The following is a 25,537-nucleotide window of genomic DNA, read 5'->3' on the forward strand; positions in this document are numbered from 1 at the left end:
CCCCTGACCGCGTCTTCGCCCCGCGAGTACGGCCATACTGTCGCGAACATCCCCCACAGGACGACAGTTCGGACGTACTCGCGGGGCGAAGACGCGGTCAGGGGACGTCGACGGTCGCGACGAGCCCCCGGTGATCCGATCCCACGATGTCGACCGGCTCGAGCGAGCGCACCTGCGCGTCCCGCACCACGACGTGGTCGATCCCGACCACCGGTGGGTACCACGTGTCCATCGGGTAGGTCGGGATCAGCCCGGCACCGACAGCGTCCGCGGCGTCCACGTAGCCACCGGTGAGCAGATCGCGGAACCGCTTGTGCGCGTGCGTGGAATTGAAGTCACCGCCGACGATCACCGCTCCCGGCGACGCCTGCGCCAACTCGTCACCGAGCATGTCGAGCTCCGACGCCCACACCGGGGTGGGTGTCGGCCAGGGCGGCACCGGATGCACCGCGTAGACCCGGAGCGGCTGCGCCGCACCGACATCGAGATCTGCCGTCACGCTCGCGAGCAGGTAACCGGGCAGTTCCCGGCCGTTCGACAGCGGGAACCGGCTGTAGATCGCGGCGCCCGCGCCGCCCTGATACGGCGCCACGAACCGGTAGGGCAACGCGGCGGAGAGCCCGGCCGCGTCGAACGCCCCCACCGACTCCTCGGTGAGCTCCTGCACGGTCAGGACGTCGATGCGGCGCTCCCGCACCGACGCCACCAGTGCCTGTGGATCCGCCTCTCCCAGTTTGACGTTCGCCTGCATCACGCGCAGCGGCTCACCGGGGGCGGCATCGGCGACTCCCGCGGCGCCCGGTACGTACAACGGCACCACGACCACTGCGGCCGACCCCAGGAGAACGGCCGACGCCGCGGCGATCCACCACCGCCGCGCGAGCAGGCACACCAGGACTCCGACGACGGTCACGCACAACAGGATCGGCGCCGCGGAAGCGGGACCCACGACCACCATGCTGCGGGTCTCGAGCATCGACGAGACGACGGCCACGAGACCCGCGGCGAGACCACCGAGGCCGACGACGACGGCCGCGACCGCGCGGGCCCTCATTCGATGCGCCGTCGGTGTGCCCAGCGAGTGAGGGCGTTCCTGTTGGACTGCTGCGTCTTCCGCAACACGTTCGAGGCATGGGTCTCGACGGTCTTGATCGAGATGAAGAGCGTCTCGGCGATCTCGCGGTAGGTGTAGCCGCGGGCGAGCAGACGCAGCACCTCCATCTCGCGCGGCGTCAGGGAGTCGAGCTCCGGATCGAGCGGCGGTTCCGGTGCCGCCGAGCGACCGGTGAACGAGTCGAGGACGAACCCCGCCAACCGCGGTCCGAACACGGCGTCACCGCCCGCGACGCGGCGCACCGCGTCGGCGAGATCGGACCCCGAGATGGTCTTGGTGACGTAACCCCGAGCACCGGCGCGGATCACGGCGATGACGTCCTCGGCGGCGTCGGACACGCTGAGCGCCAGGCACACCGGGCCCGCCGCGATGGACTGCAGAACGGCGACCCCACCGCCGTCGGGCATGTGCACGTCGAGCAGGACGACGTCGGGACGGATCTCGTCGATACCGCGGACCGCGTCCGCGACGCCCCCGGCCTCACCGACCACCTCGATGTCGGTCTCGCGCCCCAGTTCCGCGCGCACCCCCGACCGGAACACTCCGTGATCGTCGACCAGGAAGACTCGCAGGGTCACGCGGACCGTTCCTCTCTCGCGGTGTCGGGCACGGAGTCCGCGTGCCCGGCGGTACCCGTGCCGCGCACCCGCGGCACACAGATGTGGATCTCGGAACCCTGCCCGGGTGCGGACCGCACCCGCACCGAGCCGCCGCGGCGTTCGATGCGTGCCCGCACACTGCGCGCCAGGCCCTGGCGATCCTGCGGCACGCTGTCCGGATCGAATCCGCACCCGCGGTCGCGGACGAAGACCTCGACGGTGTCGCAGCCCGCCTCGGCGTACAGGTCGACGGAGGTCACCCCGGAGTGCTTGGCGGCGTTGACGAGTGCCTCGCGCGTGGCTCCGAGCAGAGCGGTGGCGACCTCACGGTTCAACCCCGAACTCTCGACCGGCTCGTCCAGGGCCACGTCGCCCACGGTCACGGGATCCACGGTCACACCGTAGTGGTCCTCGACCTCACCGGCGATGGTGGCCAACGCGCGGACGAGAGACGCGTGGTCGTCCCGGTCTCCCCCGAACAGCCACTTGCGCAGCTCTCGTTCCTGGCTGCGCGCGAGGCGCATCACCTCGGCGGAGTCGGTGGACTGCTTCTGGATCAGGGCGAGGGTCTGCAGCACTGAGTCGTGCAGGTGCGACGCGATCTCCTCGCGTTCGTCGTTCCGGATGCGTGCCGCGCGCTCGTCACCGAGCGCGCGCCACAACCGCATCCAGAGCGGGACGGTGAGCAGTACCGCCCCGACCAGCGTCACGACGACGGCGAGCAGGGACGACTGCAGCGCCCGCACGTCCACGCGGGCGACGAGCACGACACAGAGCCCGATGATCACGAGCGTGACCCCGGCGACGATGCGCGCCCACCCGAGTACCGACGTGCGTGCGTGCCGAGGCCGGGTGTCCGCCGTCCGGGTCCCGGCCGCATCGAACTCCCGCCACACCAGCGCGGCGCCGAGCGCGACGACGACGACAGGGGCGATGATCGTGGACGAGCTGCCCGTCAGCCCGGACCCCAGCGCGACGGCGCCGCCGATCCCGAGGGCGATCAGCCCATACGCGCGACGCTTCTCCGAGCGGTCCGGCCTGCGGACGTCGGTACCCGCGGAGGTGAAGATCCACAGCAGTCCGTAGGCGACGGCACCGGCGCCGGCCGCGGCGCACAGCACCGCGAAGACGACCCGCACCCGGAACACGTCGACGTCCAAGTGATCGGCGACACCGCCCGCGACACCGCCGACGACACGTCCGGCGGCACGGCGACGGAGCGCCGGCGTCGGCAACGGCGGACGGCCGGGGGGCTCCCGCGTGTGCGGAGGCTGTGCGGGCAGGGTGGACACGCCTCGATACTGGCACGGCTCACGGCTCCGCGGTATCGGGGTTCTCCCCCATCTCGGTCGAGTCGCGCGACGCGTGGACACCGGCGAAATCAGGGTTCGCCCCGATGTGCCGGGGCGCCTCGGCAGCCCAGGATGTATCCATGACCCACGCCACCGCGTCCGCCCAGCTGTCCGAGATCTGGCGAACCCGACCCGTGCGCCTGCCCGATCAGGGCCCCGGTGCCGGTGTTGCCGCCGGAATCGGGCACCGCTACCGCGTCGACCCCGTTCTCGTCCGTGTCGCGTTCGTCGTCTCCACCCTGTTCGGTGGATCCGGCCTGGTCCTGTATCTCGCTGCCTGGCTGGTGCTTCCGCGCCGCGGCGATGTCGTGTCGCCGGCGGAGTCGCTGCTCGGCCGCGGCCGCACGTCGGACTCCCACACGACGGCCGTGGTGCTGTCCGTCGCTCTCGTCATCTCGGTCCTCACGGTCGGACCACTCGGAATGGGATCGGGGCTGGTGTCCACGATCGCCATGCTGGGGGCCCTGTACCTGCTGTTCCGTCGGACTCCGAGCGCGCCGACACCGGCCGAGCTCGCCGGCGCTCCCCTCTCCGCGCACGATCCGGCCGCACAGCAGTGGAACGCCTACTCGACGCTCCCCGACCAGTACGTTCCGGAACCCGCCGCCCACCCCGCGCCCGTCTCGTTGTCGAAGGACGACCCGGACACACCGTCCACTCCGCCGCCGCCGAGCTGGGATCCTCTGGGAGTCGCCCCGTTCGCCTGGGACCTCCCCGAACCGGGTCGGCCCGTTCTCCCGGTCCCAGCACCGACGCGGAAGTCGCACCTGACGTCCACGGTGATCGGCCTCGCCATCATCGCCTCCGCCGTGACCATCGGCATCGGCGCCGCCACGGGCGCCGCCGTCGTGACCGCTCCCCGTGTCGGCGCGGTGGCGCTGACCGTCGTCGGCATCGGACTGATCATCGGCGCGTTCCTGCGGCGCGGCTACGGCTTGCTCGTTCTCGCGGCCCCGCTCGCCGGGTTCGTCCTCGTGTCGTCCCTGGTCGACGTGCAGGACCTGCGCGGTGTCGAGTCCCCGAACATGGGCAACGTGACGATCGCGCCCACGTCGATGGCCGCGCTGGCGCCCGCGTACGAGTCCGGTGTGGGGAACTTCGTCCTCGACCTGCGCGGGCTCGACCTCACCGAGGACCGCACCGTGACCGTGGAGAAGGCCGTCGGCAACACCGAGATCCTGCTGTCACCGACCATGAACGTCGTCACCGACTGCAGTAGCGCCGTCGGCAACGCGAACTGCATCGGCGCCGGCGGGGTCGACGGCGGATCCGACGGGACGGCAGGACCGACCCTGACCATCGAGGCCAGCACTGCGCTGGGAAATCTGGAGGTGCACCGTGACCGATGAGACCGGACACGACACGAGCGGTACCGATCGCCGCGGACCCTCACCGGTCCTGCTGATCGCCGGAGTGGCGGCACTGCTGCTGGCGATCCCAACGCTCGTCGGCGCGGACCCCACCGCGATCGTCGCCGGCGCCGCGTCGGGCTGGACCCTGGTGATCGCCGCGATCGTCGTCGGCGTGGTCCTCGTCCTGGCACCCGTCAGACGACGGAAGTCCCGCTCGCAGTAGAGCTCTCGCCGTTCTACCGCAGGCGGTCCGCCGCCGGGCTCACTCCCATTCGATGGTGCCCGGCGGCTTGCTCGTCACGTCGAGCACCACCCGGTTCACCTCGCGCACCTCGTTGGTGACCCGGGTGGAGATCCGTTCGAGCACGTCGTACGGCAGCCGGGTCCAGTCCGCGGTCATCGCGTCCTCGCTCGACACCGGACGCAGGACGATGGGATGACCGTAGGTCCGGCCGTCGCCCTGCACACCCACACTGCGGACGTCGGCGAGCAGCACCACGGGGCACTGCCAGATCTGGGAGTCCAGACCCGCCATCGTCAGCTCCTCGCGGGCGATGGCGTCGGCGTGGCGTAGCGTCGTCAGGCGATCGGGCGTCACGGATCCGATGATGCGGATGGCCAGACCCGGGCCGGGGAACGGTTGCCGCGCCACGATCTCCTCGGGCAGGCCGAGCTCCCGGCCGACGGCGCGGACCTCGTCCTTGAACAGCAGCCGGAGCGGCTCCACGAGCGAGAACTGCAGATCCTCGGGCAGACCGCCGACGTTGTGATGGCTCTTGATGTTGGCGGTACCGCTGCCGCCGCCGGACTCGACCACGTCCGGGTAGAGCGTGCCCTGGACGAGGAAGTCGATCGACTCCCCGTGCGCCGCACTGTCACCCAGTTCCGCGCTCACCGCACCCTCGAACGATCGGATGAACTCGCGGCCGATGATCTTGCGCTTGGTCTCCGGATCCGAGACGCCGTCGAGCTCGCGCAGGAAGGTGTCCACGGCGTCCACCGTCACCAACCGGGCGCCGGTGGCGGCGACGAAGTCCTGCTGGACCTGCTCGCGCTCTCCCGCTCGCAGCAGTCCGTGATCGACGAACACACACGTCAGTCGGTCACCGATCGCGCGCTGCACCAACGCCGCGGCGACCGCCGAGTCGACACCGCCGGAGAGACCGCAGATGGCCCGGCCGTCGCCCACCTGCTCGCGCACCTGCTCGACCAGTGCGTCCGCGATGTTCGCCGCCGTCCACGTCGGCGCGATGCCGGCGATGTCGTGCAGGAAGCGGGACAGCACCTGCTGACCGTGCGGGGAGTGCAGGACCTCCGGGTGATACTGCACCCCGGCGAGGCGTCGTGCCCGGTTCTCGAAGCCGGCGACGGGGGCGCCGGCACTGGTCGCCACGACCTCGAAGCCCTCGGGAGCCTCGGTGACGGCGTCGCCGTGACTCATCCACACGGGCTGCGTCGACGGTAGCCCGTCGTGCAGCGTTCCGCCGGAGACGTCGATGTCGGTGCGCCCGTACTCGCGGGTGCCCGTGTGGGTGACCGTGCCTCCCAGCGCGCCCGCCATTGCCTGGAACCCGTAGCAGATACCGAAGACCGGGACGTCCAGGTCGAACAGCGCCGGATCGAGCTGCGGCGCACCTTCGGCGTAGACGCTCGACGGACCACCGGACAGCACGATCGCCGCGGGCTTCTTCGCCGCGATCTCGTCGACCGTCATCGTGTGCGACACGACCTCGGAGAACACCCGTGCCTCACGGACGCGCCGCGCGATCAACTGGGCGTACTGCGCGCCGAAGTCGACGACGAGCACCGGATTCGCGTTCTCGAGGGGCGGGACGGGATCCTGCTGCGGGGAGTCGGTCACGCGCACAGTCTAGAGAGCGCGTCCGCCCTCATGCCGCGCCGGTGCTGCCCGCGTGGCTGGCGACCCGCGTCGAGGACGGCGGCGTACTCGTCGGCGTCCGGATCTCGACGATGGGCAGCACGAGCGCCGCCGGTGCGTGCGCGGGAACCACCGGGCTGCGGGGTGCGATGGGTTCGATGCGCTCGTACGGCAGACCCTGCGCGGGCCGAAGGTCCTTCTCCCCCTTGTTCGGCCACAGCGACGCGGCCCGCTCGGCCTGCGCGCTGATGGTCAACGAGGGATTGACGCCCAGGTTGGCGGACACCGACGAGCCGTCGACGATGCTCAGCGTCGGGTAGTTGTGCACGCGGTGGTACGGGTCGATGACGCCGTTCTCGACGTCCTCGGAGATGACGCAGCCGCCGAGGAAGTGGGCGGTGAGCGGGATGTTGAAGACTTCTCCCCACGTCCCGCCGGCGATCCCGTCGATCTTCTTCGCGATGCGCCGGGTGGCCTCGTTGCCCATCGGGATCCACGTGGGGTTCGGCTCGCCGTGTCCCTGCCGGCTGCTGACGTGGCGACGCCCGAACGGACCACGCTTGGTGAAGGTGGTGATGGAGTTGTCGAGGTTCTGCATCACCAGCGCGATGATGGTGCGCTCGCTCCAGTGCCGCGTGTTCATCATGCGCAGGAACCGGACGGGGTTCTTGACCACCTCGGCGAGGAACTTGAGCCACCGCGGGGTGCGGCCGCCGCCGTCCGTCATGAGCGTCTGCAGCAGGCCCATCGCGTTGGAGCCCTTGCCGTAGCGGCACGGTTCGATGTGCGTGTCCGCACTGGGGTGGAACGACGACGTGATCGCGACACCGCGGGTGAGGTCGATCGACGGGTCGTAGGTCAGCTTGCCCGCGCCGACGATGGACTCCGAGTTGGTGCGCGTCAGGCGCCCGACCGTGGGCGAGAGGTTCGGCAGTGAACCCGTGTCGCGGAACTTGTGCATGAGCTGCTGGGTGCCCCACGTGCCGGCGGCGAGGACGACGTGCCCCGCGGTGTAGGTGGCACGGCCCTTGCGCAGGTGCGCGCCGGTCCGTTCGGTGGACACGACCCACGAACCGTCCGGTCGCGGTGTCAGGTCGGTGACGGTGGTCATCGGCACGATGTCCGCGCCGGCCTTCTCCGCCAGGCCGAGGTAGTTCTTGAGCAGCGTGTTCTTGGCGTTGTGGCGGCAGCCGGTCATGCACTCGCCGCACTCGATGCAGCCGGTGCGATCCGGGCCCATGCCGCCGAAGTAGGGATCGGGCACCGTCTTGCCGGGCTCGTCGCCGAAGAACACGCCGACGGGCGTCTGGATGAAGGTGTGGCCGACGCCCATGTCGTCCGCGACGGACTTCATGACGTGGTCCGCCGGGGTCATGTGCGGGTTCTGCACGACACCGAGCATCTTCTGCGCCTGCTCGTAGAACGGCGTCAGCTCGGAGTGCCAGTCGGTGATGTGCGACCACTGCTGGTCCTGGAAGAACGTCCGGGGCGGCTGGTAGAGCGTGTTGGCGTAGTTCAGCGACCCGCCGCCGACACCGGCGCCGGCGAGGATGAGGCAGTCACGCAGCAGGTGAACGCGCTGGATGCCGAAACAGCCCAGCTTCGGCGCCCAGAGGAACTTCTTCAGGTCCCAGCTGGTCGCCGCGAAGTCCTCGTCCTCGAACCGACGCCCGGCCTCGAGAACGCCGACCGAGTACCCCTTCTCGACGAGCCGCAGCGCCGTGACACTGCCACCGAAGCCGGACCCCACGACGAGGACGTCGTAGTGCGGGGTGGCGCTCGTCGTGGTTGCGTCGCTCATCGAGACCTCCTGATAGACCCGGACGTGATCGGCACCACGATACCGTACGTGTGAATCCGGGTGACAGGAACTGGTCGCGACTATCCGCGGATGTTGAGGCCCACCTTCTGGAACTCCTTGAGATCGGAGTAGCCCGACTTGGCCATCGACCGTCGCAGGCCGCCGACCAGGTCCAGCGAACCGAACGGGTCCGTCGACGGACCGGACAGGACGCGGTCCAGCGACGGACGGTCCTCGCCGAACGACACGGGCAGGAACGCACCGCGCGGCATCGACGGGTGCGCCGCTGCCGACGGCCAGTACCAGCCGCGGCCGGGAGCCTCGTCGGCCAGGGCGAGCGGTGCGCCGAGCACGGCGGCGTCCGCACCGCAGGCGATGGCCTTCGCGAGATGACCCGATGTCGAGATCCCGCCGTCGGCGAGCACGTGCACGTACCGGCCGCCGGTCTCGTCCAGGTAGTCACGACGGGCGGCGGCGGCGTCGGCGATCGCGGTGGCCATCGGGACACCGATACCGAGGACCTCGCCCGTGGTGGTGGCACCCTCGGTGGATCCGTAGCCGACGATGACACCCGCGGCGCCGGTCCGCATCAGGTGCAGGGCGGTGCGGTGGTCGCTCACGCCGCCGGCCACGACGGGAACGTCGAGCTCGGCGATGAACGTCTTCATGTTGAGCGGTTCCTCGCTCGGGTGCCCCACGTGCTCCGCAGAGATGATCGTGCCCTGCACGACCAACAGGTCGATGCCCGCGGCCACCAGTGCCGGAGTCAGCGACCGTGCGTTCTGGGGACTGACGCGCACGGCGACCGTGACACCGGCCTCCCGCACCTGCGCGACGGCGGCGGCCAGCAGATCCGGCTGCAGGGGTGCGGCGTGGAGCTTCTGCAGCATCTTCACCGGCGCGTCCGCGTCGACGTCCGATTCCGCGAGCTCGACGAGCTGATCGATCACCGACTCCACGTCGGCGTGGCGGCTCCACAGGCCCTCACCGTTGATGACGCCGAGGCCACCGCGCTTGCCCAGCTCGATCGCGAACGACGGAGACACCAACGCGTCGGTCGGGTGCGCGACGATCGGGATGTCGAAGCGGTAGGCGTCCAGTTGCCATGCCGTCGACACCTCCTTCGACGACCGGGTACGCCGGGACGGGACGATGTCCACGTCCTCGAGCTCGTACGTCCGTCGAGCCGTGCGGCCCATGCCAATTTCCACCAGGTCGCGCACGCGCGTCCTCTCTCGTAAGCCTCCCGGACCTCGTGGGTCGGGAGGCGCTCGACTCCGGCCGGAATCGAGTCAGCGGGCAGTGTAGTTCGGTGCCTCGACGGTCATCGTGATGTCGTGCGGGTGGCTCTCCTTGAGTCCGGCAGAGGTGATCTGCACGAACTGCGCCTCCTGCAGCTCCTCCACCGAGTTCGACCCCGTGTAGCCCATCGCGGCCCGCAGTCCGCCCGTGAGCTGATGGATGACCTGGGACAGCGGGCCTCGGAACGGCACGCGCCCCTCGATGCCCTCGGGCACCAGCTTGTCCTCGGCCAGCACGTCGTCCTGGAAGTAGCGGTCCTTGGAGAAGGACTTCGTCGCGCCGCGTCCCTGCATGGCGCCCAGCGAACCCATGCCGCGGTAGCTCTTGAACTGCTTGCCGCCCACCAGGATCAGCTCACCGGGCGACTCGGCGGTGCCCGCGAGCAGGGATCCGAGCATCGCGGTGGAGGCGCCGGCGGCGAGAGCTTTGGCGATGTCACCCGAGAACTGCAGTCCGCCGTCGGCGATGACGGGCACGCCGGCGGCCTTGCACACCGCGACCGCCTCGAGGATGGCCGTGATCTGCGGGGCACCGACGCCTGCGACGACGCGGGTGGTGCAGATGGAACCGGGACCCACGCCCACCTTCACGGCGTCCGCACCCGCCTCGACCAGGGCGCGCGCTCCCGAGCGGGTGGCGATGTTGCCGCCGACGACCTGGACACGCTCGCCCACCTCGGCCTTGATCTTGCTGACCATCTCGAGGACCTGGGAGTTGTGCCCGTGCGCCGTGTCGACGACGAGCACGTCGCACCCTGCCTCCGCGAGAAGCATCGCGCGGGACCAGGAGTCGTCGCCGACGCCGACGGCGGCACCGACCAGCAGGCGACCGTCGCGGTCCTTGGTGGCGTGGGGGTGCTGCTCGGTCTTGACGAAGTCCTTGACGGTGATCAGACCGGTGAGCCGGCCGTGTCCGTCGACGATGGGTAGCTTCTCGATCTTGTGACGACGCAGCAGGCCCAGCGCGGCGTCGGCCGTGACACCCTCGCGCGCGGTGACCAGCGGAGCCTTGGTCATGACCTCCGCGACGGTGCGGTTCTGGTCGACCTCGAACCGCATGTCGCGGTTGGTGATGATGCCGACCAGTTCGCCGCGCTCGTCGGTGACGGGCAGGCCGGAGATGCGGAACTTGGCGCACAGCGCGTCGACCTCGGCGAGCGTGTCCGACGGCGAGCACGTCACCGGATCCGTGACCATGCCGGCCTCGGACCGCTTGACCACCTCGACCTGCGCCGCCTGATCGGCCGCGGACAGGTTGCGGTGCAGGACGCCCATACCGCCGGCGCGAGCCATGGCGATGGCCATGCGTGCCTCGGTGACGGTGTCCATGGCGCTGGACACAAGGGGGACGCGCAGCCGGATCTCGCGGGTGAGCTGGCTGGACGTGTCCACCTTGCTCGGAATGAGATCCGATGCGGCGGGTATGAGGAGAACGTCGTCGAAGGTGAGGCCCAGCATGGCAACCTTGTTCGGGTCGTCGCCACCGGTGCGGACACGGGTCGCCTCGACGCGGGCGGTCGAGTCCTCTGCGGCGGTCACGGGCCTGTCGGGGGTACTCATACGGATCGGGCCCTCCTGAGCTGCGGTCGATCGATGTGCGAGCCGGGGACTTCCCTCGTCCGCTCGCGGTACATCGTATCGGTCCCCCGCCCGGCGCAGGTCACCCCGTGCGCCGGAGGCAGCCGGACCCCTGCGGAGCCGTGTAGCGCTGGCGCAGACCGGCACTTGCTGCGTACCGTGGACGTGTGCGCGATCAACTGCCTCCAGGTCTGCCGCCGGATCCCTTCGCCGGCGATCCAGCCGACCCCTCGGCCGCCCTCGACGCCATCGAGCCCGGACAGCCCCTCGATCCCCAGGAACGCCTGGCGGTCGAGGAGGATCTCGCGGATCTCGCCGTCTACGAGGCACTGCTCGCCCACCGCGGCGTGCGAGGCCTCGTCGTGTGCTGCGAGGACTGCCAGCAGGACCACTACCACGACTGGGACATGCTGCGCGCGAACCTGCTGCAGCTGCTCGTCGACGGCACGGTGCGTCCCCACGAGCCCGCGTACGACCCCATTCCCGACGCGTACGTCACGTGGGACTACTGCCGTGGGTACGCCGATGCGTCCATGAACGACGCGCTCCAGGGCGACGGGTACGACTCCTAGGACGTCGGCGCGCGACACCACCTCACGACGAAGGCCCGCAGACAGTGTCTGCGGGCCTTCGTCGTGCACGTGGTCGGTGACTCGAGGTCAGTTGGGCACCACGGACGTGTCCGGGGTGACCGCCGCCGTCGTCGACGGCACGGGCGCAGGGGCTCGCAGGATCTCCGGCGGGATGGTGACCGTTGTGGTGGGCGCCTGCGGGAACAATTGCAGGTCCGTCGGCAGCGGGAACGGCAGCTGGATGTCGGTCGGCAGCTGCGGGATCTCCGTCGGGAGCGGGACCTGCGGGAGCTGCAGGCTCGGATCGACGGGGATCTCCGGGATGATGTCCTGCGGCACGGTCGGCACCGTGGTGACCGGCGTGGTCGGCAACGCCGGCGGCGGAACGGCAGCCGGCGCTGTCAGCTTCGCCAACTCGTCCGACAGGCGCGTCCACCACATCTGCAGCTGGGCACGCTCGTCCTCGTCGCGGATGCTCTCCGTGCGCTGTGCGGCTTCGGCCAGACGAGTCTTGGCCGTCTCCGCGTCACCACGAGCGAGCAGATCCTCGACCTCCTGCAGCGCCGACGTGGTATCGACCTGCGCGACCGTCGAATCGGCCTGCTGGGTGAAGACGACCTCCTTCACCTTCCACAGGGGATCGCCCGGCATCGCGCTGTACGAGAACGCCGTGACACCACCCGCGAGGAACGCGACGGCGGCCGCGGCACCGGCGACGGGCCGCAGGAAACGCATCCGGCTCCGCGTGCGCTGACGGTGCAGCGCGTCCTCGGCCAGCGCGAGATCGATCGCCGCGGCGACCTGATCGAGATCGGGACTCTCGGGGAGCGGGTCGGCGAGGATGTCGGAACGCCATTCGGCCAGCAGACTGGCCAGGCGATACTCGTCGGAGTCGACGGTCGCGACGGGACCGTCGCTCGCGATCGCATCGATGAGCGCGTCGTCACGGCGCACGGCCATGATGTCGACGGGGCCGGACGACTCGAGGTCGTCGACGGCTCGGGGATCGACGCCACCTGCGCCGGAGGCGTCGGGGCGGCCGGTGGCTCCGTGTCCGGAGGCGCCGTGCCGAGAATCTCCAGCGCTGCCGCGCCACGAGTCCCTAGCCATACTTGTCACCTGCTCCCACTACTTCGTTCTTCAGCTTCGCTATTGCCCGGTGCTGCGCCACACGAACGGCGCCTGCGGTACTACCCACGGCGGCGGCCGTCTCCTCTGCCGACAACCCGACCACCAACCGGAGCACCAGGATCTCGCGGTGCTTCTCCGACAGCGTCGACAGCAGTTCGTTCATGCGGCGTCCTGCCTCCGAATCCAGCGCCCGTTGCTCGGGGCCGTCCTCGATGGACATGACATCCGGTACATCGGCCATCGGTTCGGATTTGTTACGCGACGAGCTGCGATGGGCGTCCGCGACCTTGTGCGATGCGATCCCGTACACGAACGCCATGAAGGGTCGGCCCTGGTCCTCGTAGCGCGGCAGCGCTGTCATGACCGCGAGGCACACCTCTTGGGCGACGTCGTCAGCAGACAGCTGACCCCTCTCACCTGCACCGACGCGCGCCCTGCAGTACCGGACCACGATCGGCCTGATGGTTTCGAGGACGACGGAGAGAGCCCTTCGGTCGCCGCGAGCAGCTGCGGCGACGGCCGAGTCCAGCCCCTCACCCGTGGCAATCATCGTCAGAGTGTTTCCCACCTCACATCGGGCCCGCTCCGGAATCGAGCGCGCTTCCTCCCGGTCCCCGACGGCCCGGTGCGGAACCTCTCAAGGATAGTCGCCGCCCGACGCGGCTCGACCGAACCGTACGGTTCGGTCACGAGAATTGCCCACCGCGTGACCGGATCGCAACCTCGAACCCCCGTCGGACAGCGCCGGCGTCGCGGTCACCGCACGCTTCGGACAGGCAGGCGGAGGCCCACGCGAGCGGGAGCAGGTCGGCGGCGACGGCGTCGTCGCGCACCGCGCGCGCTGCCGTCGCGGCGCCCGCGTGATCACCCCCCACCAGCAGGGCCGCGGCGTGCACCACACGGGACTTGACGAGGTGCCGCGGCGACCGGAACTCCCGTGCCGCCCGAACGGATGCCTCCGCCGCGTCGAGGGCGCGCCGCGCGTCACCCGACGCCATCGCCACCTCCGCCCGGACCCACAGCACGCGGAGAGACACTCGCTGGTGCCCCGGCCGGGTGGCGAGCACCGACTCCGCCCGGGCGAGGAGGACGTCGGCCCGCGCGAGGCGGCGGGGACCGATGGCATCGGCGGCGAGACCGACGAGGGCGTCGACGGCGGCGTCGACGTCGATCGCCCGGCGCGGACCTGTCCCACGGGAGAAGCCGCTGTCGGCGAGCGCCGCGCCGTCACGCACCGCGGCGTCGGTGTGGCGGCCGAGTTGGCGCAGCAGCGACCCCTCGAGGCTCGCGCTCAGGGACCGCACGGCCGGATCGGCGTCGCGCCGCAGCGACCGGGCCCCGGTGAGCGAGGCGGCGTACCACCCGCGGGCCCCGGCGTCGACGGCCTCCGACCACCGCGTCAGGAAGTCCGGACCGGGCACGGGAGGACACGAGGACTGCACGGGAAACAGAATAGTCTTCGGGCGTTATCCAGGAATTTACACACGAATTGTCACGACATTTCCGGGCACAGTGTGTCGGTGTCTTGTCGACGATGTGACAGGGACATTACGAGGACTCCCCTACCGGCTCGACACCAGAGAAAAGTGTCGTCCGAGTTAATTAATGCCTGCTCGGAGTATGCAGATCACCACGATCGAGACTGTTGACGGTGAAACTCGCCCGGCTCTACGGTTGCGACAGATCGTGAACTGCACCAGAAGAATTCACGACCGTGCGTGAGAGTCCTAGGAGTACACAATGCCCCAGCCCAATCACCTTCCCGGACCCAATGCCGATATCTGGGATTGGCAGATGCACGGATCGTGCCGCGGCGAGGACTCGTCGATGTTCTTCCATCCCGATGGTGAACGAGGACGAGCGCGAGCGCAACGCGAGATGAAGGCCAAGGAGATGTGCCGCGCGTGCCCCGTCCTCGCCCAGTGCCGGAGCCACGCGCTCGCCGTGAGCGAGCCGTACGGCATCTGGGGCGGCATGTCCGAGACCGAGCGAGAGGTCTTCGCGCGGCGCAACCGTCGCCGTCTGGCCTCCTGACCCCACGAACGAGCGAGGCCCCACCGGACAGTGTCCGATGGGGCCTCGCTCGTCGAGAGGGTGGTCAGTGGTTGTGGCCGTGACCGTGGCCGCCCTCGTCCTCGACGACCTCGGGCTTGTCGACGACGGTCGACTCGGTCGTGAGGATCATCTTCGCGACGGACGCGGCGTTCACCACGGCCGAGCGAGTGACCTTGACCGGGTCGATGACGCCGTCGGCGACCAGGTCGCCGTACGTCAGCGTGGCGGCGTTGAAGCCGGTGCCGTCGTCCGCGTCGACGAGCTTGCCGACGACGACGGAACCGTCGATACCGGCGTTGCTCGCGATCCAGTACATCGGGGCCCGCAGCGCGAGGCGCACTGCCTCGACGCCGATGGCCTCGTCGCCCGTCAGACCGAGGTGGTCCTTCAGGCCGCGGCTGGCGTGCACGAGCGCGGCGCCTCCACCGGAGACGATGCCTTCCTCGACAGCTGCCTTGGCGGCGTTGACGGCGTCCTCCACGCGGAACTTGCGCTCCTTGAGGTCGGTCTCGGTGGCGGCACCGACCTTGATGACCGCGACTCCGCCGGCCAGCTTCGCCAGACGCTCCTCGAGCTTCTCGCGGTCCCAGTCGGACTCGGTCGCCTCGATCTCGCGACGGAGCTGTCCGACGCGGTCGGCGATGGCCTCCGCGGTGCCCGCACCCTCGACGATGGTGGTCTCGTCCTTGGTGACGACGACGCGGCGTGCGCTGCCGAGCAGGTCGAGGCCCGCATCCTTGAGGCTGAGGCCGATGTCGGAGTTGATGACGGTGGCACCGGTGACGATGGCGAGGTCCTCGAGGAACGCCTTGCGGCGGTCTCCGAAGAACGGCGCCTTCACCGCGACGGCCTTGACCGTCTTGCGGATCGAGTTCACGACGAGCGTGGACAGTGCCTCGCCCTCGATGTCCTCGGCGATGATGAGAACCGATTTGCCCGACTCCGCGATCTTCTCCAGGAGCGGCAGGAAATCGGGAAGGGACGAGATCTTCTCGCGGTACAGCAGGATCTGCGCGTCCTCGAACACCGCTTCCTGACTGTCCGGATCGGTGACGAAGTACGGCGAGAGGTAGCCCTTGCCGAACTGCACGCCCTCGGTGATGACGAGTTCGGAGACGAGCGAGCTCGACTCCTCGACCGTCACGACACCGTCGGCGCCGACGCGGGTGAGCGCCTCGCCGACCATCTGGCCGATGACCTCGTCGCGGGACGACACGGTGGCGACCTGCGCGATGGACTTCTCGCCCTGCACGGGAACCGCGGCGGCGAGCAGTGCCTCGGACACGTGCTCGACGGCCTTGGTGATGCCGGCGCCGAGCGCGATGGGGTTGGCACCGGCGGCGACGTTCTTGAGCCCCTGCTTGACCAGGGCCTGTGCCAGTACCGTCGCCGTCGTCGTACCGTCACCGGCGACGTCGTTGGTCTTGGTGGCGACGCTCTTGACGAGCTGTGCGCCGAGGTTCTCGAAGGGATCCTCGAGGTCGATCTCACGGGCGATGGACACGCCGTCGTTGGTGACGGTGGGACCACCGAAGGCTTTGGCCAGCACCACGTGCCGGCCGCGGGGCCCGAGGGTGACCTTGACGGCGTCGGCGAGCTTGTCGACGCCCCTCTCGAGGCTGCGTCGTGCGACCTCGTTGAATTCGATTTGCTTGGACATGTGGCCTACCAACTCCTCATCAGTACGGCGTGACGCATTCCGCCCCGGGTCCTCGAGACAAGGACACCGGGGCGGAGGGCGTGGGGCTTACTTGGAGATGACTGCCAGCACGTCGCGTGCGGACAGGATCAGGTACTCCTCGCCGGCGTACTTGATCTCGGTGCCGCCGTACTTGCTGTAGATGACGGTGTCACCCTCTTTGACGTCGACAGGGATGCGATTTCCCTTGTCGGTCACTCGGCCTTCACCCACGGCCACCACGGTGCCCTCCTGGGGCTTCTCCTTGGCGGTGTCGGGGATGACCAGGCCGGAGGCGGTCGTCGTCTCGGCCTCGACGGCCTGGACGAGGATCTTGTCCTCGAGCGGCTTGATGTTCACGCCTGCCACGATGAGCCCTCCACTTTCACGATTGTCGGTCCGGGGCTGGTCCCCGGCACGGATTGTGCTGGTGTTCGTCCTGCTGGGTACTGCTCTGGTTCACGACGCACGATTGCGGTGGCCCGTCGTCGCGGGTGCCGGGTCACTGAACCTGTCGTCGACTAGCACTCTATACACGCGAGTGCCAGCACTCAACCTTCACGAGTGCACATTCTCGTGTCGCGTCGAGGACGCCATCGCCTCGCGGACCAGAGGCGCGACCTCGCGGCCCAGAAGTTCGATGGAGCGCAGCACCGTCTCGTGGGGCAGCGTGCCGACGCTGATGCGTCAGACGGATGCGCTCGGTCCGCGCCGCGATCGCCGCGAGCACGACGGCAGGCGCGGACGCGGCGAAGTCCTCACGGTGATGCTCACCGACGCCGTACACGTCCAGTCCCACCTCGTCGGCGAGCTGGGCCTCCTCGACCACCTCGCGCAGTCGTCGACCGTGGCCGCGCACCTCCTGGACTCCCTCCTCCGGGTAGGTCTCGGCGAAGGTGGTGATGCCGATCTCGACGCTCGCAGACACGGTGACGCGCCCCTTTCTCACTTTCGTGACGTCTCGTCATTGCACTGGTCAGGAAGGGGTTCGGTGTCCTTCCGCGGCCGGAACCAGCGCGGGATGTGCACTATTTCCGGCGGAGTTCGGTAACATTCGTATAACGGCAGCGTAGGAACGACCGCCCGAGGAGGTGCATGCACGTGTCGGACACACAGCAGGAGAGTGTGGTCCCCGAACCCACCATCGGGGTCTCGGCAGGATCCGAGGTGGTGTGCTGCGCCGTCCTCACCACCGCTCCCGACGGCACCGAGACCTTCGACTACCGCACCGTGACCGCCGAGGGCGCCCGCTCCGACATCGGTGACCTGGTCGCCACCTCGCTCGATCTTGCGTCCCACCACCTCGTCGACGACGACACCCGCCCCGCCACGTCGGGCGGACGTATCGCCGTGGCGCATCGCGGCGGCCTCGGGTCGCGGTCCATTCTGTCGGCGACCCGTCGTCATCACGTGACGGACGACCATCTGGTGACCGACACCGACGCTCTGCTGTGCTGGCTCCGGCACACCGGCGAGGTGGCGCGGTACGGCCACGTCCTGCTCGTCGACGTCGGCGCCTCGGGCACCACCACGACGGTGATCGATCAGGTCGACGGAACCGTGCGCGCGGTCCGGCGCACCGACGAGGTCAGCGGAGCCGTCCTCGACGCGCACCTCCTCGCCCTGACCGCCGAGAGGCTGCCCGCGGTCACCACCTCGGATCGCCCGGTGGTCGCGGCGCGTCTGCGCACGGCCAAGGAGCAACTGTCCTTCCACGAGTCCGTCACCGTGGATCTGCCCGGAGCCGAGACGCTCACCGTGACTCGCGCCGAGATGGTCGTCGCCATCGCCGCACCGTTGGCTGCGCTGCGCGAGCTGGTTCTCGAGGTGCTCGACGAGGCCGGCCCGACCGCACGCCCCGAGGCGGCCGCCGTGGTCGGCGGCGGCGCCCACATGCCCGCCGTGGTCGAGACCATCACCCACGCCGCCGACGTGCCCGCGGTGCCGACGCCCGAACCCGATGCCGCCGTGGCCAAGGGCGCAGCCCTGCTGGCCCGCGACCTCGGCCACTCGGTGCTGCCCGCGTCCACCCGGCCGCCCACCTCGATCGCCGGGGGCCTGCGAACGGTCGGGCTGCTCGCCGCGGCGTGCGCGGCCATGGCCGTCGTGCTCGCGTACGGCGTCCAGGCCCTGACCCCGTCGAGCGAGCCGGCCGTCACCACGGTGGCCACCTCGGAACTCCCGAACTCGACCACGGAGGAGACGGCCACCAGCGCGTCGGCACCCGAGGCGGCGCCGCCCGCTCTGACCGGTGGCTGGGAGGACGACGCGCCGGAGCCCACGGCCGCGGAACCGTGGCCGACGACCGACTACACCTACACCCCCGAGGTGCGTCCCTACCCGACTCGCTCGTCGTCACCGTCGGCCACGGCGACGACGACCGTGGCGCCGCCGACATCCACCACCCCGACACTCCGCCCGGCTCCCGATCTTCCGATCATCGTCCTGCCGGACGTTCCCGGAATCCCGCCGTGGTGGACGGACCTGACCAGTGTGCTGCCGACCCCGCCGGTGACGACGCCGGAGAGCACGCCCGAGTCCGGATCGACACCGGTGTCGCCCGCGCCCGGTGCCGTGGTGCCGGAGTCCGTGCTCCCCGAGGGCCTCGTTCCCGTACCGACCACGTCCGCTCCGGCGGTCACACCGTCGACTGCACCACCCGCCTGACGGGCCGTCAGACGACCTGGCTGACCGAGACGGGCAGGCCCGGATCGGTCGCCGCCGTCAGTGGTGACGGCTCGGCTCCGGATGCAGCGATGTGCGCCCCGAGCGTGGCGATCATGACGCCGTTGTCGGTGCATCGACGCGGAGTGGGCACGCGCAACGTCACCCCGGCCGCGGCGCACCGCTCCTCGGCGAGCGATCGGATACGCGAGTTCGCAGTGGCACCGCCGCCCAGGACGAGGGTGCCGATCCCCCGGTCGGTCACGGCGCGCAGCGCCTTCATCGTCAGGACATCGGCGACGGCCTCCTGGAACGACGCGGCCACGTCGGCCACCACGATCGGACGGCCGGCACGCTGCGCCGACTCGACGTGGCGAGCCACCGCGGTCTTGAGGCCGGAGAACGAGAAGTCGTAGCGGGAGTCGCGTGGTCCGGTCATGCCGCGAGGAAACGCGACGGCGCGCGGATCACCCTCTGCGGCGAGCGCGTCGAGCACGGGACCGCCGGGATACCCGAGTCCGAGGAGCCGGGCGACCTTGTCGAAGGCCTCTCCCGCCGCATCGTCGACGGTACTGCCCAGTTCGACGATCGGTTCGGCGAGGGAGGACACCTCGAGCAGGTGCGTGTGTCCGCCCGAGACCAGCAGCGCGACGCACTCCGGCATCGGGCCGTGCTCGAGGGTGTCCACCGCGACGTGACCACCGAGATGGTTGACCGCGTAGAACGGCACGTTCCACGCGGCCGCGTAGGCCTTCGCCGCCGCGACACCGACGAGGAGCGCTCCGGCGAGGCCCGGTCCGATGGTGACGGCGACGGCGTCCGGGCGACGAATACCCGCCTGCGCCAACGCTCGTCGCATCGTGGGCACGATGGCCTCGAGGTGTGCGCGCGATGCGATCTCGGGGACGACACCACCGAAGCGGGCGTGCTCGTCGACACTGGACGCGACCTCGTCGGCGAGCATCTCGCACGTGCCGGTGCCCGACGCGTCTCCGGTGTAGCGGACGATGCCGACACCGGTCTCGTCGCACGAACTCTCGATCCCCATGACGATCACGGGTGACCACCTCTCGTAGTCGGGGCGGGCCTGGTCATGGTGTACGCGTCCGCACCGCTGGGCTGGTAGTAGCGGCGGCGCGTCCCGACGATGTCGAAGCCCGCCCGGCGGTACAACTCGATGGCCGGCTCGTTGTCGGTGCGCACCTCGAGGAACACCGGACCGCCGTGCAGGTCCGCCTCGTGCAGCAACGCGTCGAGCAGTGCCCTGCCGATACCGCGACGCTGCGCGGCGGGATCGACGCCGATGGTGTGGACCTCGGACTCGGTGTCCTCGCCCTTGCCCAGCAACGCGATCCCGGCGTACCCGACGGCCCGACCGTCGTCCTCTCGCACGACGAAGTACCGCACGTGCGGGCCGCGCAGTTCCTCGACGAAGGCCGATGCGGGCCAGGGCCCGTCGGTGGGGAACAGCACGGCCTCGAGCTCCGCGCACCGGTCCGCGTCCTCGACGCGCATCGGTTCGACCGTGCCGATCATGCGCGGGTCTTCGCCGCTCGATCGGCCGTCGCCACCGCGTCGGGACGCCGGAGATACTGCGGCACAAGTGCCGTCGGCTCCGCGACGGAGCGCAGCGCCTGCGCGGCCACGGCGACGAGGCATTCCGGAGACGGACTCTCGACCGGTTCCACGGGCAGGTCCACCAGATCGACGTGCAGTGCCGATCCGGCCACCACCGTCGACTCCCCCACGACGATGTCCGCGGCGGGCGAGACGAACGGTCCGGCGATGCGCTCGGCGCCGCGGAACCGTGCCCAGTACACCTCCCGGCGACGCGCATCCGTGACGACGAGGACCTCGCGATCACCGGGCACGGCCGCGGCGATGGCATCGAGACTGCCGACACCGTGCACCGGGATGCCGAGGGCGTCACCGAAGGCGGCTCCCGTCGCCATGCCCACGCGCAGGCCGGTGAACGGCCCCGGTCCGGTGCCGACGACGACAGCGGACAGGTCGTCCGCGCTGATGCCGGCGTCGGCGAGGCACTCGAGGATGTGTGGGGTGAGAACTTCGGCGTGCTTACGGGCGTCGACGGTGACGCGCGTCGCGAGCGGCTGCGGGCCGGTGTCGTCGAGCCGCACCACCCCGGCCGTCACGGCGGGAGTGGAGGTGTCCACGGCGAGTATCAGCACGGGGATCCAGATTACCCGTGCTCACCCGATCCACTGCCACGTGGCGGTGCGGACGTCGGACTCCGGCTCGCGCCGCAGCCGGATCAGCAGGTGCCGGTCGGCGAGAGCCTCCGCGATGCCCTCGCCCCACTCCACGACGACGACGGAGTCCTCCAGCTCGGTGTCGAGGTCGAGGGCGTCGAGCTCGTCCATCGCCGAGGCGCCGGTTCCGAGCCCCAGCCGGTAGGCGTCGACGTGCACGAGCCCGGGGCCGGTGTCCCCGCCGGCGCGGTGGGTGCGCGCGATCATGAACGTCGGCGAGCTCACGCGGCCGAGCACGCCGAGTCCGCGGGCGAGACCCTTCGTCAGCGTCGTCTTACCTGCGCCGAGGGGTCCGTCGAGCACCACGACGTCGCCCGCTTCGAGCTCCGCGGCGAGGCGCTCGCCCAGGAGCTCGGTGTCCTCGGCCGTCGAGAGGACGGCCTCCCCCTCGACCGGCACCGCGTCAGCCAACGGTTCGCCTCGTCGGTTCGGCGCGGACCCGTCCGTCGCGTGCACGCTGTACCAGACGGTCCAGGGCGTCGTTCACCTCGTCGGGGAACTCGAGCTGCACCAGGTGACCGGCGCGGCGGACCCGGACCATCTCGGCGTGCGGGAGCGCGTCGGCCAGCTGCTCCGACTTGTCGAACGGGATGACCCAGTCGTCGTCGCCGCACAGCACCAGGGTCGCCGTGTCCGCGATGACGGGCAGCGCCTCCAGTTCGTCGTGCAGCTCGAGCGCCTGGAGAAAGTTGACCATCGTCACCACCGAGGTGTCGTGGATCATCTGCTCGGCGAACGCCTCGAGGGCGGGACTGACCGCGGTGCCGAACGACGCCGCGCGCAGCACCGGGGCGATGACCCCGCGCACGACACCGCGGCCGAACTGGACCGCACCCGGAGCGGTCCGCACCGCGAGCCGGAACGCGTCGACGGCCGGATTCTGGAGGTTCCGTCCGAGACCGGTACGCGCGAGACCCGCTGCGGTCGTGGACATCAGCGCGACTCCGACGACCCGCTCGGCCACCGCGTCGGGGAACTGGCGAGTGGCCGCGAGCACCGACATGCCGCCCATCGAGTGGCCCACCAGCACCAGCGGCCCACGCGGTGCGACGGCCCGGATCACGTCGGCGAGATCGATGCCGAGGCGGGCGATGTCGCACTCGTCCGGCGAGACGTCGCCGGATCGGCCGTGACCGCGCTGGTCGTAGAACACCATCCGCACGTCGTCGCCCCACCGGCGGGCGAGCTCGCGGCGCTGGTAGTGCCAGCACTCCATGCGCAGGCAGTACCCGTGCACGAACACCACGGTCAGCGGCGCCTCGAGTGGACCGACCTCGCGCACCGCCAGCGGCACTCCGTCTCCGCTCGCGACGACGCACCCGCGATCGAACTCCATCGACTCGAAGTCCTCGCGCCGACCGGCGTCGGGCACCGGCGGGCCCACCCGGCGCCGCACCGCCGTGATGCCGGCCACGGCGGCCACGGCCGCGATACTCGCTGCGCCCCCGGCCATTCCGGCGAGACGGGCGCTGATCACGAGACCCCTCCGGCGAACGTCCGTCGTACTCGACCGCGGATACCGGTCACCACCTCGTAGTTGATCGTGTCGAGCGTCTCCGCCCAGTCCTGGGCCGTGGGCTCCCCGTGGTCGCCCGGTCCGAAGAGGTACGCGGTGTCCCCCTCGGCGACGTCGGGACGGCCGGGTCCGAGGTCGACGACGATCTGGTCCATGCACACCCGGCCCACCGCCGGATACCGCACGCCGTGGATCGACACCTCGTATCGGTTCTTCAGCGCACGCGTGATGCCGTCGGCGTAGCCCACGGGCAGCAACGCCACCGTCGTGTCGACGGGAGCGATCCACTCGTGGCCGTAGGAGACGCCATCGCCGGCAGCCACCCGCTTGAGCAGGATCACCGTGGCGCGCAGCGTCATCACGGGGCGCAGTCCGAACCATCCGAGATCGGGTGCCGGGGACAGGCCGTACAGCGCGATACCCGGTCGGACCATGTCGTAGGCCAGGTCGGGGCGGGTCAGGGCACCGGCGGAATTGGCGATGTGCCGTACCTCGGGTGCCACGCCCGCTCGGGCCATCGCGTCTGCGGCGGCGTCGAAGCGCTCCTTCTGCCGGTCGTTGATCGGATCGCCGGGCACGTCCGCATCGACCAGGTGGGAGAACAGGCCGCGCACGCGCAGCGCGCCACCACGCTGCTCCGCGACCAGGGCGTCGACGGCCGCGTCGAACTCGTCCGCACCCACCCCGTTGCGATTCATGCCGGTGTCGACCTTGAGGGACACCACGGCGGGACGGCCGACACGGCGTGCGGCGTCGCCCACCTCCGCTATCTGACGGGGCGAGGACACGCCGATCTCGACGTCCGAGTCGATCAGTCCCATGAAGTCGGTGCCGGGGGCGTGCAACCAGCACAGCACCGGCGCCGTGAGACCCGCGGTGCGCAGTCCGAGCGCCTCCGCAGCCGTGGCGACACCGAGTTCGCGAGCACCGGCCGCGAGCGCCGCCCGAGCGACCTCCACTCCGCCGTGGTTGTAGCCGTCCGCCTTGACGACGGCCATCACCGCAGCATCGCCGGCGTGCTCGATCAGGATGCGGGTGTTGTGCGCGACGGCGTCCAGATCGATCAGCGCCTCGGCCTGCGGGCGAGAAGTCGGAGCCGGTGCGACCGGACTCGTCGGCACCTCCTGCGCGCTGTTCACCGGCGTCATTCTGCCATCGACACCCCGCACCGACGTGCGGTGGCGGGTGTCAGGCCTGTGCGCGGAGGTCGCCGACCGCGTCCGGAACGGCGCGGAGCAGCGGTGAGGCGGAGATGGGAGCAGCGGTTCGCCGACCTCGATCGGTGGCGGCGAGCGCGGCCGCCCGCGAGTGCGCACGAGCGCCCATGACGGCGGCGGTGCGGGCCGGTACGCCCGCCGCGAGGAGCGCTCCGATCATGCCGGACAGCACGTCGCCGGACCCGGCCGTCGAGGACCAGGACGACCCCGCGTCGTCGACGGAGACGGTGCCGTCGGGATCCGCGATCACCGTCGCTCGCCCCTTGAGCAGCACCGTCACGTTCCAGTCGGCCGCGAGGGCGCGGACGGACCGGACGCGATCGGGTCCGGGCGCGGACCCGGTGAGTCGCTCGAACTCTCCCGCGTGCGGTGTCAGCACGGTCGCCGACGACCGTCCATGCACCAGCTCGGGTCGCTGCGACAGCACGGTCAGTCCGTCGGCGTCGACGAGGACCGGGACGTCGGACTCCAGGACGGAGCGCAGCCGGTCGGCCGCGTCGTCGTCGGTGCCGAAGCCGGGCCCTACCACCCAGGCCTGTACACGTCCTGCCTCGTCGACCGAACGGGCGGTGACCACCTCCGGGTAGTGATGCACCACCTCGGCGCCGCCCTGCCCGACGTAGCGGACCATGCCGGACGTCGCCGCCACCGCAGCGCCCGTGCACAGCACGCCCGCGCCGGGATACTTCTCGCTGCCCGCCATGATGCCGGTGACGCCCTGGGAGTACTTGTCGTCCGCAGGTCCGGGTACCGGCCACGCGCGGCCCACCTCGCCGTCGTCGGGAGACGTGATCGTCGCGGCGTCCTGAACGAGGCCGATGTCGATCAGGTACAGCTCGCCGCACCACGCGCTCGCGAGCACGTGCACCGGCTTGTAGGCGCCGAACGCCACCGTCACGGCGGCACGGACGGCGGGACCGTCGACGTCGCCCGTGTCCGGGTCGACACCCGACGGCAGGTCCGCAGCCACGACGGGGGCGGTGAGTCCGTCGACGATCGCGGCCGCGTCCGGTCGGAGCGACCCCCGCGCGGACAGGCCGACGATGCCGTCGATCACCAGATCGGGGTCGCCGGCCCGCGTCACCACATGTCCCGTGGCGGCGCGGAACGCCGCCAGTGCGGCGGGGTGGGCGCGATCGGGGCGGAGCAGCAGTGCCTCCACGGCGACACCGCGCCGACGCAGTTCGGCGCCGGCGAACAGCGCGTCGCCGCCGTTGTCCCCGGATCCGGCGAGAACGAGCACCCGTCTACCGACCACCCCGCCGGTGCGGGCCCGGAGTTCACGAGCGACGACCGTCGCCAGTCCGTGGGCCGCGCGGCGCATCGCCGCGTACTCGGGCAGTCGGGCCAGCAGCGGGGCTTCCGCCGCTCGCACCTCGTCGGCGGTGTGGAAGTGACGCATGCGTCCCACGGTAGCGCCGACCGGCCACGATGCACGGCAGGTCTACCGTGGGAATC

Annotated in this window: 24 protein-coding genes and 1 pseudogene; 5 read left to right on the forward strand and 20 right to left on the reverse strand. The window is 70.5% G+C overall.

Features of this window, described 5'->3' with window-relative positions; translation table 11 throughout:
* Positions 1-97: 97 nt before the first annotated feature.
* The 3 genes from HQ312_RS06190 to HQ312_RS06200 are packed head-to-tail and all read right to left on the reverse strand — an operon-like array spanning position 98 to position 2,996.
* Entirely contained in the window at positions 98-1,054 is a 957-nt protein-coding gene (locus HQ312_RS06190; protein WP_222638122.1) for an endonuclease/exonuclease/phosphatase family protein, read from the reverse strand.
* Positions 1,051-1,686, reverse strand: a complete 636-nt coding sequence (locus tag HQ312_RS06195; RefSeq protein WP_056442618.1) for a response regulator transcription factor — start codon at positions 1,684-1,686, stop codon at positions 1,051-1,053. The genes HQ312_RS06190 and HQ312_RS06195 overlap by 4 nt, the downstream gene beginning before the upstream one ends.
* 2 nt (positions 1,687-1,688) lie before the next feature.
* On the reverse strand, positions 1,689-2,996 hold the full coding sequence (locus tag HQ312_RS06200) for a sensor histidine kinase (protein WP_374198283.1): 1,308 nt from the start codon (positions 2,994-2,996) through the stop codon (positions 1,689-1,691).
* A gap of 149 nt (positions 2,997-3,145) precedes the next feature.
* On the opposite strand from HQ312_RS06200, the gene HQ312_RS06205 reads away from it, so the two are divergent.
* A complete protein-coding gene (locus HQ312_RS06205; protein ID WP_222638123.1) occupies positions 3,146-4,414 on the forward strand; it encodes a PspC domain-containing protein in 1,269 nt (422 codons plus the stop codon).
* Entirely contained in the window at positions 4,404-4,640 is a 237-nt protein-coding gene (locus HQ312_RS06210) for a hypothetical protein (RefSeq protein WP_056442488.1), read from the forward strand. Before HQ312_RS06205 ends, HQ312_RS06210 begins: the two co-directional genes overlap by 11 nt.
* 39 nt (positions 4,641-4,679) lie before the next feature.
* Here the strand turns inward: HQ312_RS06210 and guaA are convergent, their stop codons facing one another.
* The 4 genes from guaA to guaB all read right to left on the reverse strand — a co-directional run bounded on the left by guaA (position 4,680) and on the right by guaB (position 10,856).
* The gene (gene guaA / locus HQ312_RS06215) at positions 4,680-6,278 is read right to left on the reverse strand and encodes a glutamine-hydrolyzing GMP synthase (protein WP_222638124.1); all 1,599 of its coding nucleotides are present in this window, start codon (positions 6,276-6,278) and stop codon (positions 4,680-4,682) included.
* Between the two features lie 28 nt (positions 6,279-6,306).
* Positions 6,307-8,097 (reverse strand): FAD-dependent oxidoreductase, encoded by a 1,791-nt coding sequence (locus tag HQ312_RS06220; RefSeq protein WP_222638125.1) that lies wholly within the window; start codon positions 8,095-8,097, stop codon positions 6,307-6,309.
* 80 nt (positions 8,098-8,177) lie between these two features.
* On the reverse strand, positions 8,178-9,320 hold the full coding sequence (locus tag HQ312_RS06225; RefSeq protein WP_027503786.1) for a GuaB3 family IMP dehydrogenase-related protein: 1,143 nt from the start codon (positions 9,318-9,320) through the stop codon (positions 8,178-8,180).
* A gap of 69 nt (positions 9,321-9,389) precedes the next feature.
* Positions 9,390-10,856, reverse strand: a complete 1,467-nt coding sequence (gene guaB, locus HQ312_RS06230) for an IMP dehydrogenase (RefSeq protein WP_261782126.1) — start codon at positions 10,854-10,856, stop codon at positions 9,390-9,392.
* 287 nt (positions 10,857-11,143) lie between these two features.
* Between guaB and HQ312_RS06235 the strand changes: the two genes are divergently transcribed.
* Positions 11,144-11,548, forward strand: coding sequence for a DUF5319 domain-containing protein (locus HQ312_RS06235; protein ID WP_027503788.1), 405 nt, complete (start codon positions 11,144-11,146; stop codon positions 11,546-11,548).
* An 87-nt stretch (positions 11,549-11,635) separates the two neighbouring features.
* On the opposite strand, the gene HQ312_RS06240 is transcribed toward HQ312_RS06235, so the two are convergent.
* From HQ312_RS06240 to HQ312_RS06250, 3 genes are all read right to left on the reverse strand, one after another.
* Positions 11,636-12,658 carry an anti-sigma-D factor RsdA gene (locus HQ312_RS06240; RefSeq protein WP_051612918.1) on the reverse strand — a complete coding sequence of 341 codons (1,023 nt, stop codon included), beginning with the start codon at positions 12,656-12,658 and terminating at the stop codon, positions 11,636-11,638.
* On the reverse strand, positions 12,651-13,229 hold the full coding sequence (locus HQ312_RS06245; RefSeq protein ID WP_027503789.1) for a sigma-70 family RNA polymerase sigma factor: 579 nt from the start codon (positions 13,227-13,229) through the stop codon (positions 12,651-12,653). The genes HQ312_RS06240 and HQ312_RS06245 overlap by 8 nt, the downstream gene beginning before the upstream one ends.
* A 136-nt stretch (positions 13,230-13,365) precedes the next feature.
* The gene (locus HQ312_RS06250) at positions 13,366-14,121 is read right to left on the reverse strand and encodes a hypothetical protein (protein ID WP_222638127.1); all 756 of its coding nucleotides are present in this window, start codon (positions 14,119-14,121) and stop codon (positions 13,366-13,368) included.
* Between the two features lie 298 nt (positions 14,122-14,419).
* Between HQ312_RS06250 and HQ312_RS06255 the strand changes: the two genes are divergently transcribed.
* Entirely contained in the window at positions 14,420-14,713 is a 294-nt protein-coding gene (locus HQ312_RS06255; protein WP_037183820.1) for a WhiB family transcriptional regulator, read from the forward strand.
* Positions 14,714-14,777: 64 nt separating this feature from the next.
* Here the strand turns inward: HQ312_RS06255 and groL are convergent, their stop codons facing one another.
* From groL to HQ312_RS21805, 3 genes and pseudogenes are all read right to left on the reverse strand, one after another.
* Complete coding sequence (gene groL / locus HQ312_RS06260; protein WP_222638128.1) at positions 14,778-16,394, reverse strand: chaperonin GroEL; 1,617 nt, start codon at positions 16,392-16,394, stop codon at positions 14,778-14,780.
* Positions 16,395-16,481: 87 nt separating this feature from the next.
* Positions 16,482-16,781, reverse strand: a complete 300-nt coding sequence (gene groES / locus HQ312_RS06265; protein ID WP_027503792.1) for a co-chaperone GroES — start codon at positions 16,779-16,781, stop codon at positions 16,482-16,484.
* Between the two features lie 316 nt (positions 16,782-17,097).
* Positions 17,098-17,271 (reverse strand): annotated as a pseudogene (locus HQ312_RS21805) (LLM class flavin-dependent oxidoreductase); the annotation flags it as partial.
* 242 nt (positions 17,272-17,513) lie between these two features.
* Between HQ312_RS21805 and HQ312_RS06275 the strand changes: the two are divergent.
* Complete coding sequence (locus HQ312_RS06275) at positions 17,514-19,079, forward strand: Hsp70 family protein (RefSeq protein WP_222638129.1); 1,566 nt, start codon at positions 17,514-17,516, stop codon at positions 19,077-19,079.
* A gap of 7 nt (positions 19,080-19,086) precedes the next feature.
* Here the strand turns inward: HQ312_RS06275 and tsaD are convergent, their stop codons facing one another.
* From tsaD to HQ312_RS06310, 7 genes are read right to left on the reverse strand one after another with little or no spacing between them, the layout of a single operon-like run.
* Positions 19,087-20,133 (reverse strand): tRNA (adenosine(37)-N6)-threonylcarbamoyltransferase complex transferase subunit TsaD, encoded by a 1,047-nt coding sequence (gene tsaD, locus HQ312_RS06280; RefSeq protein WP_056442507.1) that lies wholly within the window; start codon positions 20,131-20,133, stop codon positions 19,087-19,089.
* Positions 20,130-20,612 (reverse strand): ribosomal protein S18-alanine N-acetyltransferase, encoded by a 483-nt coding sequence (gene rimI, locus HQ312_RS06285; protein ID WP_027503796.1) that lies wholly within the window; start codon positions 20,610-20,612, stop codon positions 20,130-20,132. The genes tsaD and rimI overlap by 4 nt, the downstream gene beginning before the upstream one ends.
* Positions 20,609-21,265, reverse strand: coding sequence for a tRNA (adenosine(37)-N6)-threonylcarbamoyltransferase complex dimerization subunit type 1 TsaB (gene tsaB, locus HQ312_RS06290; RefSeq protein ID WP_222638130.1), 657 nt, complete (start codon positions 21,263-21,265; stop codon positions 20,609-20,611). The genes rimI and tsaB overlap by 4 nt, the downstream gene beginning before the upstream one ends.
* A 21-nt stretch (positions 21,266-21,286) precedes the next feature.
* Positions 21,287-21,745, reverse strand: coding sequence for a tRNA (adenosine(37)-N6)-threonylcarbamoyltransferase complex ATPase subunit type 1 TsaE (tsaE, locus tag HQ312_RS06295; RefSeq protein ID WP_308123821.1), 459 nt, complete (start codon positions 21,743-21,745; stop codon positions 21,287-21,289).
* A gap of 4 nt (positions 21,746-21,749) precedes the next feature.
* Positions 21,750-22,799 (reverse strand): alpha/beta fold hydrolase, encoded by a 1,050-nt coding sequence (locus tag HQ312_RS06300; protein WP_027503799.1) that lies wholly within the window; start codon positions 22,797-22,799, stop codon positions 21,750-21,752.
* Positions 22,800-22,819: 20 nt separating this feature from the next.
* Positions 22,820-24,010, reverse strand: a complete 1,191-nt coding sequence (alr, locus tag HQ312_RS06305; protein ID WP_222638132.1) for an alanine racemase — start codon at positions 24,008-24,010, stop codon at positions 22,820-22,822.
* A 40-nt stretch (positions 24,011-24,050) separates the two neighbouring features.
* Positions 24,051-25,481: an NAD(P)H-hydrate dehydratase gene (locus HQ312_RS06310; protein WP_222638133.1), complete on the reverse strand. Its 1,431-nt coding sequence runs from the start codon at positions 25,479-25,481 to the stop codon at positions 24,051-24,053.
* Positions 25,482-25,537 lie beyond the last annotated feature (56 nt).

The sequence above is a fragment of the Rhodococcus sp. BP-316 genome, from assembly GCF_019836105.1.
GTDB lineage: Bacteria > Actinomycetota > Actinomycetes > Mycobacteriales > Mycobacteriaceae > Rhodococcoides.